This window comes from Microbacterium sp., from assembly GCF_029263575.1.
GTDB lineage: Bacteria > Actinomycetota > Actinomycetes > Actinomycetales > Microbacteriaceae > Microbacterium.
In genome coordinates this window covers 23,957-30,749 of sequence record NZ_JAJUFV010000017.1, presented here as the reverse complement: position 1 = coordinate 30,749, position 6,793 = coordinate 23,957, and the positions used below count along the sequence as shown (strand labels likewise).

Sequence of the window (6,793 nt, the reverse complement as noted above, 5' to 3'; positions counted from 1 at the left end):
GGGCGATCACGGCCATGTCGCTCCACGCGATGCCGTGCCGCAGATGCCAGTCGCGCAGCGTGCCCGCGATGCGATCGACCTCTTCGTACGGGGAGGCGGCGAGGAACGCCTGCACGGCGGGATCGGGCGTCTCGGGTGCGGGGCCCGGCGCCCGGCGGTGCTCGACACGGCCCGCGACACCGATCGCCTGGGTGACGGTGCGGGTGAGATCGGTCAGCGCCGAGGACTGCCGATGCGGGGTATCGAGCACGAACACCCGGCCGAGCACAGCCGACAGATCGTGGAACAGCTGCGGACTGGCCCCCCGGAACGCGCCGGAGGAGATGTCCGGATCGCCGAACGCCAGCACCGCGATGCCGCGCTCACGCAGCGCTCGCACGAGCGTGAGCCCGCCGCGGGTGATCTCTTGCGCGTCATCGATCAGCACGACACGCAGCGCTGCGAGCGGGCCGAGCACCGCCGCATCCGCTTCACGAACGATAGCCGCCGCCTCGCTGACAAGGTCGACCGCATCGCGGTAAGCCGTGCGCATTCCCGCCAGCACCGTGCGGTACTCATCGGCGAAGACACCGACGGCGCGCCATACCTCGCGCTCTGATGCCTGGAGCTCGGCGGGAAGCACGGCGAGCTCGGTGCATTCAGCCAGAAAGGCACGAAGCTCAGACCGAAACCCCTTCGAGGCCCGCACGCCGACGCCCAATGACTGCGGCCAGCGGGATTCGATCCCCTCGGCCTCGTCGTCGGCGTCGCCGACGAGCAGGTCGGCGATGATGCGATCTTGGTCAGCACCGGTGAGAAGCGCCGGTGGTTCGTCGCCGGCGTGCACCATCGCCCCACGTACGAGCTGAAAGGCGAACGAGCCCAGCGAGCGCGCCAGCGGGCCCGGAGTCGCCTGGCCGATGCGCACGCCGATGCGATCGCGCAGCACGGTCGCCGCCTGACGATTCGGCGTCAGAACGAGCACTTCCTCGGGCGCCAGGGCACCGTCGCCGATCAGCGCCGCGACCCGGCCGATGAGCGTGTGCGTCTTGCCCGTGCCCGGGGCGCCGATGATCACGCCGGATGCCGTGACAGGCGCATCGACCACAGCTCTCTGCCCGGCATCGTGTGTCATGGCATCCACGCTATCGGCAGGTTCCGACACCGACCGACGCCCACCAGACGGCGCCCGCCACCGACGTGTGCGCTCAGGGCGAAACCCGACGCCTCCCCCGACCTCGGTTCGCCCCCGCAGGGTAGAGTTGGCGCAGTCCCCGAACTTCAAGGAGCACGCGTGGAAATTCGCATCGGCATCGTCAACAACGGCCGCGAACTGAGCTTCGAAACCGACACCAGCGCTGACGACGTCCGCTCGCAGGTGGCCAGCGCCCTCGACCAGGCCTCGGCGCACGTGAGCTTCACCGATGTGAAGGGCAACACCTACATCGTGCCGACGGCGAACCTCGCCTACGTCGAGCTGGGCACCGAAGAGTCGCGCCGCGTCGGCTTCGTCGCCTGACCGCGATGTACATCCTTCTCGCGCTCATCGCCGCGTGCGCCCTCGGCATCGCCGTGCATTACCTGTTGCCGCACCGCACCCTGCGGGGCGTCGCGCTGGTCCCGGGCATCGCCACGGCCGCCTCGGCCATCGTCTACACCGCCCTGCAATGGATGGGCGTCGGTCAAGACAGCATCTGGCTATGGGTCGCGAGCGTCGGCGGGGCCATCGTGGTCTCGGCGGTCGTCGGCCTCGTCGTCACGCAGCAGCGTCGCCGGTCGGATGCTTCGCGCAAGGCCGCGCTCGGCATCTGACGTCGTCCGCTCTCAGGCAGCCAGACCCATCGCATCCATGCGGCGGGCGTGAGCTCCCATGAGCTCGGTGAAGACCGGCTCGACGCGGTGCTCTTCTTCCGCCAGGCGCTCGGGCCGCAGAGCCTGCTTCGCCACCAGCAGGGTGTCTCCCACCAGGCGGCGAGCCCACATCGACAGCAGCGAGCGCCATTCGGTGTCGCTCTCGATCGTCTGCGTGAGAATCACGACGATCTCATCGGTGGCGTCGTCCTCGCTGAGGATGTCGGCGACGCGGCTGCCGATGTCGCCGTAGCTGGAGGCCAGGGCGAGATAGAAGTCATCCAGCATTCCTGCGGTGATGTACACCGCCAGCAGCGTCTCGCGCGGCCGCACGCCGATCGTCTTACGCCGAAACGCGTCGAGGTGCTCCCGGAAGGGCAGCATGAGCTCGGTGGGGTCGTCGCCGCGTTCGTGGATGATGTCGAGGATGCCGCGGTGCTTGTCGAGCGCTGCTCCGGCCGCGCGCGACAGCGCCTCTTTCTCCGCCAGCTCGGGCGTCGCCCGGATGAGGCGCGTCAGCGTCTCGAAATACCCCAGCTGCAGATAAGCGGCCTGCCCGAGAAATCTGTCGAGCTCGGGCGCCAGCTCGGCGAAGTCGACCCGCGTCGCGTTTCCCATATCGCCGCGGCTGCGCAGCGTCAGCGAGCGTCGGGGCTTGTCACGTTGCCAGAACCACTTCACCACGACATTCACACTACCGGTGCGCGGCGCTCACGCCATCGCCGCCCGTCTGTCGCCGACGCGGAGCGGCCAGCATCGCCCCCACGATCAGTACGGCCGTCGTGATACCCGTCAGCGACCAGAGCGCCCCAGCAGACAGCTCGGCCGAGCCTGACACGAGATTCAGCACCGACATCGGCACGGCGTGTGCGATGACCGCCGGCCACACACTGCCGAAGCGTTCGACCAGCATCGCCAGGAAGACGCCGAGGGGAAGAAGAAGCAGCGTCGACACCAGTCCGATCATCGGCGACAACACCCCCTGGAGGATCATCGCGGCGTGCAGCGGAACATGAAACAGCACCCAGATGCCGCTGATGGCGCCAGCGCGAACCCACAGGTTCAACTCCGGCATGAGCTGCGGCAAGAACGCGCGCCAGCCGACCTCTTCACCGAGCGTGCTCAGAGAGAACACGATGGCGGCGGGTATGGCCAGAGCCGCGATCTGGGCGTACGACCCCCACGACAGCGGCGCCGCCACGCCGAACAGCACCGCAAGCCCCGCAGCGACGGCATAGATCGCCGCGATGCCGATCGTACCAACGGCCAGCCCGCTCAGCAGGGTGCCGACGCGCCGGGGGCGCAGCATCCACCACCGACTGACAGACCCGGGAGGCCGCACAATCGCGATCACGATCAGCGACACGACCGCGGGTATCCACCGTCCGATGAGCGTGAGCCAGTCGGGAAGCGTGACGCTGGAGAGCAGGAAGCCGACGCATACCGCCGTGATGATGGTCAGCGTCGCGAGCACGAAGATCGTGGCGGCCCGTCGCCTCGAACGCACAGGTACGGAAGACGGGAACGCGCCGGGTGAGAAAACTGACATACCCTCACGTTAGAAACCCGACGCGCCCGGCACCGCCGGGATGCCCCGCCGAATGCTTCGGGTTTCCCGGAACGCCCCTCGGGTAGGCTGGATGCGTCCTGCCGCTGGAGCAGGGCGCCGCGCCTGTGGCACAAGAGACGGCGTGGATCCGTTTCAATGGCGGCCGATTCCACGGCCGCCGGACAGGCACAGCACAACGTGACATCATTCGCTGATCTCGACATCGATCAGGACATCGTCGACGCACTCGCCGTCAAAGGCATCGTCGACGCGTTCCCCATCCAAGAGCAGACCATCCCCCTCGGCCTTCCCGGGCAAGACATCATCGGCCAGGCAAAGACCGGCACCGGCAAGACCTTCGGGTTCGGAATCCCGGTCGTCCAGCGGCTCGGCCTCGACCCCGAGCCGGGTGTGAAGGCACTCATCGTCGTCCCCACGCGCGAGCTCGCGGTGCAGGTGTACGAAGACATCGACCTGCTCACCAGCAACCGTTCCACCAACGTCGTCGCCATCTACGGCGGCAAGGCCTATGAAGGTCAGATCGACCAGCTCAAAGCCGGCGCCCAGATCGTCGTCGGCACCCCCGGCCGCCTCATCGACCTCGCCGGTCAGCGTCTGCTCGACCTGTCCGGCGCCGTGGAGGTCGTCCTCGATGAGGCAGACAAGATGCTCGACCTCGGCTTCCTCGCCGACATCGAGAAGATCTTCCAGAAGGTGCCAGCCGTGCGCCACACCCAGCTGTTCTCGGCGACCATGCCCGGACCGATCGTGGCACTGGCACGGCGTTTCATGACGAGCCCGATCCACATCCGTGCGAACGACCCCGACGAGGGTTTGACACAGGCCAACATCAAGCATGTCGTCTATCGGGCGCATTCGCTCGACAAAGACGAGGTCATCGCCCGCATCCTGCAGGCCGAAGGCCGCGGCAAGACCGTCATCTTCACGCGCACCAAGCGCGCAGCACAGCGCCTCGTCGACGAGCTCGGCGATCGCGGCTTCAACGTCGGCGGCGTGCACGGCGACATGGGCCAGGAGCAGCGTGAGCGCTCCATGGCCGCGTTCAAGGCCGGCAAGCGCGATGTTCTCGTCGCCACAGATGTCGCGGCCCGAGGCATCGACGTCGACGATGTCACGCATGTGATCAACCACACGATCCCCGACGAAGAGAAGACCTATCTGCACCGCGCCGGCCGCACCGGCCGCGCTGGCAAGACCGGCATCGCGGTGACCTTCGTCGACTGGGAAGATCTGCACAAGTGGGCACTCATCAACCGCGCCCTCGACTTCGGTCAGCCCGAGCCCGTCGAGACCTACTCGTCGAGCCCGCACCTGTACGAAGATCTGAACATTCCCGAGGGAACGAAGGGCCGCCTCACGACGGCGCCCAAGACCCAGGCGAACAAGACACAGCGCAGCCGTCGGCCCGAGAAGGCCGCCGATGCCGCAGCCGCACGCGGTACAGGCGACGGCAACCGACGACGCCGCCGTCGCCGTCGTGGCGGATCCGGTGACGGCGTCGGCTCGACCTTCACCGAGGGCACCTCGGCTGCGGCCGCTCCAGCGGCCTCAGAGTCTGCTCCCGCCGACCGCGAGGCCGAGGGCGCCGGAACGCACGACGGCAAGGGCGGCGAGCACCACGACGGCAAGTCCGCTCCGCAGCGCCGTCGCCGGCGTCGGCGCTCAGGCGGCGCCGCTCCGGCGGGCGCGTAACCGAGCTCAGTCGACGGCTTCACGGAGGAGACACACCGCCGGCAAGTCGAACCAGCGAAGCTGTTCGAAGCCGGCACTCAGTCTCTCGTCGACAACGCGCGAGCCGTCACCATCATCGAACGGATCCGGCAGCGACTCGAACAGAGCACGCGCCTCGGTGAGATATCCGGCGAGCGCCGACTCCGGAGCACGATTCTCGCGACGCGGAAATGTCAACCGTCCGGCGGCATCGTACGAAAGCTCGGACAAACCCAACGGCGGCTCGGTCACTCCAGACATGTGGCGCCACAGCCCGGTATCGGGTGAGAAACGATACTGCGGCACGAGCCGGTGGCCGAAATCGGCGATGAGCTCGACGGCGTTAAGAATGTACTGGAACACCCGGTCGCTGATGAAGTAGTTAAAGCTCACGCGCACCCAGCCCGGTTTGATGCCTTCGCAGCCGCCGACGATCTCACGCTCGAACGCGTGCGAACGCTCGGAGTCGATGCCCAGCAGGCGATGCCCGTACGGGCCTGCGCAGGAGCATCCGCCGCGCGCTTGAATTCCGAACAGATCATTGAGGATGGCGACCACCAGATTGTGATGCAGGTACCGACCTCCGGGCCCCGCCACGAGGAAGGAGACGATCGCAAGACGCTCAGCATTCGGATTGCCGAGGATCTCGACCGCGGGGTGTTTGCTCCAGGCGTCCAGCGCGCGACCTACGAAACCACGCTCGAGGTCGTGAATCGTGTCGACGCCGACAGCTTCTTTAAGATCGAAGACAAGACCCGCGCGGATCGATTCGATGATCGCCGGTGTCCCCGCCTCTTCGCGGCGCGGCAGGTCGTCGAGGTAGCGGTGATCGCGCGGATTCACATACGCGACAGTGCCGCCGCCGATCATCTCCGGAACCGAGTTGCTGAGTAGTTGACGGCGGAGCACGAGCACTCCTGGCGTGCCCGGCCCCCCGATGTACTTATGCGGCGAGAGGAAGACAGCGTCCGCCTTCGATGCATCTACATCGACATACGGCCCCGCGGCCGCATAGTCCCAAAAGGCCAGCGCGCCATGCGCGTGCAGCAGGTCGGTGATGCGTGCCATGTCGGTGAGGACGCCGGTGACGTTGCTTGCCGCGCTGAAGGAGCCGATCTTCAGCGGACGATGCGCATAGCGCCCCAGTTCCGCGGCGAGTCGGTCGAGGTCGACGTGGCCGTCGTCATCCTCCGGGATCGTCACGACATCCGCGATCGATTCTCGCCAGGGCAGCTCGTTGCTGTGATGTTCGTACGGACCGATGAAGACGACGGGGCGCTTCGCCTGCGGTATCTGAGCGCTCAAGTCGTACTCGTGATCGAGGTCGGCGGGCAGACGAAGACCGAGGATTCCGATGATCTTGTTGATCGCGCCGGTCGAGCCGTTGCCTGCGAAGATCACGATCGTGTCGTCGGTGCCGTGGACGCTCCGATGGATGATGGCGCGCGCGTCCTCGCGCAGCCGGGTGATCTGCAGACCCGTGCCGCTGGACTCCGAATGAGTGTTCGCGTAGTACGGGAGCACTTCGTCGCGGATGAAGTCCTCGATGAAGCTCAGCGCGCGCCCGCTCGCGGTGTAGTCGGCGTATGTCACGCGGCGCGGGCCGAAGGGACCGAGCATCGTATGATTGTCTCCGATCACGGCGTCGCGGATGCGTGCGACGATCGCAGGCTCTGACTTCAT

General features: G+C 67.0%; 7 protein-coding genes. 3 read left to right on the top strand and 4 right to left on the bottom strand.

All coding sequences use genetic code 11. The features are described 5' to 3' along the window. Positions 1-1,114, bottom strand: a 1,114-nt coding sequence (locus Q1J95_RS03335; protein WP_300265850.1) for a UvrD-helicase domain-containing protein, incomplete at its 3' end; no start/stop codon positions are given. Positions 1,115-1,273: 159 nt separating this feature from the next. On the opposite strand from Q1J95_RS03335, the gene Q1J95_RS03330 reads away from it, so the two are divergent. Together Q1J95_RS03330 and Q1J95_RS03325 are read left to right on the top strand one after the other, a co-directional pair. Further along, a complete protein-coding gene (locus Q1J95_RS03330) occupies positions 1,274-1,498 on the top strand; it encodes a DUF3107 domain-containing protein (RefSeq protein WP_300265849.1) in 225 nt (74 codons plus the stop codon). Between the two features lie 5 nt (positions 1,499-1,503). Continuing rightward, the gene (locus Q1J95_RS03325; RefSeq protein WP_300265848.1) at positions 1,504-1,791 is read left to right on the top strand and encodes a hypothetical protein; all 288 of its coding nucleotides are present in this window, start codon (positions 1,504-1,506) and stop codon (positions 1,789-1,791) included. Between the two features lie 12 nt (positions 1,792-1,803). Here the strand turns inward: Q1J95_RS03325 and Q1J95_RS03320 are convergent, their stop codons facing one another. Together Q1J95_RS03320 and Q1J95_RS03315 are read right to left on the bottom strand one after the other, a co-directional pair. Then, a complete protein-coding gene (locus tag Q1J95_RS03320) occupies positions 1,804-2,514 on the bottom strand; it encodes a ferritin-like fold-containing protein (protein WP_300265847.1) in 711 nt (236 codons plus the stop codon). Positions 2,515-2,524: 10 nt separating this feature from the next. After that, positions 2,525-3,379, bottom strand: coding sequence for a CPBP family intramembrane glutamic endopeptidase (locus Q1J95_RS03315; RefSeq protein WP_300265846.1), 855 nt, complete (start codon positions 3,377-3,379; stop codon positions 2,525-2,527). A 198-nt stretch (positions 3,380-3,577) separates the two neighbouring features. Between Q1J95_RS03315 and Q1J95_RS03310 the strand changes: the two genes are divergently transcribed. After that, the gene (locus Q1J95_RS03310) at positions 3,578-5,092 is read left to right on the top strand and encodes a DEAD/DEAH box helicase (RefSeq protein WP_300265853.1); all 1,515 of its coding nucleotides are present in this window, start codon (positions 3,578-3,580) and stop codon (positions 5,090-5,092) included. 6 nt (positions 5,093-5,098) lie between these two features. On the opposite strand, the gene Q1J95_RS03305 is transcribed toward Q1J95_RS03310, so the two are convergent. Further along, a complete protein-coding gene (locus tag Q1J95_RS03305) occupies positions 5,099-6,793 on the bottom strand; it encodes an aminotransferase class V-fold PLP-dependent enzyme (RefSeq protein ID WP_300265845.1) in 1,695 nt (564 codons plus the stop codon).

Excerpts from the sequence above, each read along its gene's own strand:
- Q1J95_RS03305 (WP_300265845.1), bottom strand. The coding sequence starts at position 6,793 with ATGAAGTCAGAGCCTGCGATCGTCGCACGCATCCGCGACGCCGTGATC.
- Q1J95_RS03315 (WP_300265846.1), bottom strand. The coding sequence starts at position 3,379 with ATGTCAGTTTTCTCACCCGGCGCGTTCCCGTCTTCCGTACCTGTGCGT.
- Q1J95_RS03325 (WP_300265848.1), top strand. The coding sequence starts at position 1,504 with ATGTACATCCTTCTCGCGCTCATCGCCGCGTGCGCCCTCGGCATCGCC.